Source organism: Vibrio sp. Vb1554 (genome assembly GCF_033344235.1).
In genome coordinates, this window is the sequence record NZ_JAWPOJ010000221.1 from 1 (window position 1) to 1,331 (window position 1,331).

Consider the following 1,331-nt stretch of genomic DNA (forward strand, 5'->3'; position numbering starts at 1 on the left):
CCGATCTCACCGTTGACGCCTCAGGGCAAAAATCGATATACGCTTCGTCCATGACCACGATTGCTCGGTCTTTTGTCATCTCAAGCAGAGAGACAATATCTTCACGCTTAACGAGGTTACCGGTTGGGTTGTTTGGCGAACAAACAAAAACCAGCTTGACGTTATCGAGATTGGATTCGATGCCAGCAAGGTCAAGCTGCCAATCCGATGTTAGCGGTACAGTCTTACGTTCAACACCAATGGTTTCAGCACTGATTGCGTACATACCGTAAGTCGGTGGGCAGTACAAAATCGCGTCTTGTCCTGGCTCACAGAAAGCGCGAACTAAAAGCTCAATACCTTCGTCAGCGCCACGAGAAGTAAGCGTCTGTTCTGGCTTTACGCCCGCGTAGGCAGCGTAAGCTGAAATAAGCGCTTTTGGCTGGCATTCGCTGTAGCGGTTTAAGCGAGCAAAATCCGTTTTGTACTCATTATTAAATGGAGATTCATTGGCGTTGAGCCAAACGTCACCCGTGCCGCCAATTCGGCGAGCAGATAAATACGGGGTTAATTCTTGAACTTGTTTGCGTGCTAGCTTTTCCATCTCTTTACTCTCTTATTATCTATTTTTGGTCAGCTTTTCTACTCGGATGGTGACTGCACGTTTGTGAGCGTCGAGACCTTCCGCCTCCGCCATCGTAACCACAGTCGGAGCGAGATTCTGTAAACCTTCAGCCGATAACTCTTGCACTGTCATTCGTTTAGAAAAGTCGGCAAGGCCAAGGCTTGAGTAAGTACGAGTATACCCGTAAGTTGGAAGCACGTGGTTAGTTCCCGACGCATAATCACCTGCAGATTCAGGAGACCAATCGCCAAGAAAGATTGAGCCCGCATTATCTAGTAGTGGAAGTAGCTCACGAGGGTTCTTCGTTTGCACAATTAAGTGCTCAGGGCCGTAGTAGTTAGAAATAGAAACCGCTTGTGTGATTGACTCAGAAATAATAATCAGACTTGAAGCCAACGCCTTCTGCGCGATGTCTGCACGAGACAAGGCTTTTAGTTGACGCTGAACGGCATCCGTTACTTGATCCGCGACAATTGGTGATGGTGTCACAAGAACCACCTGTGAATCAGGGCCGTGCTCAGCTTGGCTTAACAAGTCTGCTGCGATGAAGTCTGGATCTGCGGTTTCGTCTGCAATCACAAGAACTTCAGAAGGGCCAGCCGGCATGTCAATCGCAGCACCACGGAAGTCATTGCTTACTTGACGTTTTGCTTCCGTCACATAGGCGTTACCCGGGCCAAAAATTTTATCGACTTTAGAGACGCTTTTCGTACCGTACGCCATTGCA

General features: G+C 48.4%; 2 protein-coding genes. Both read right to left on the minus strand.

Annotation, left to right across the window (positions count from 1 at the left end; translation table 11 throughout):
• The coding region (locus R8N28_RS25130) for an aminotransferase class I/II-fold pyridoxal phosphate-dependent enzyme (protein WP_318183652.1) at window positions 1-583 on the minus strand (583 nt) is incomplete at its 3' end.
• 15 nt (window positions 584-598) lie between these two features.
• On the minus strand, window positions 599-1,331 hold a 733-nt coding region (gene hisD, locus R8N28_RS25135), incomplete at its 5' end, for a histidinol dehydrogenase (RefSeq protein ID WP_318183653.1).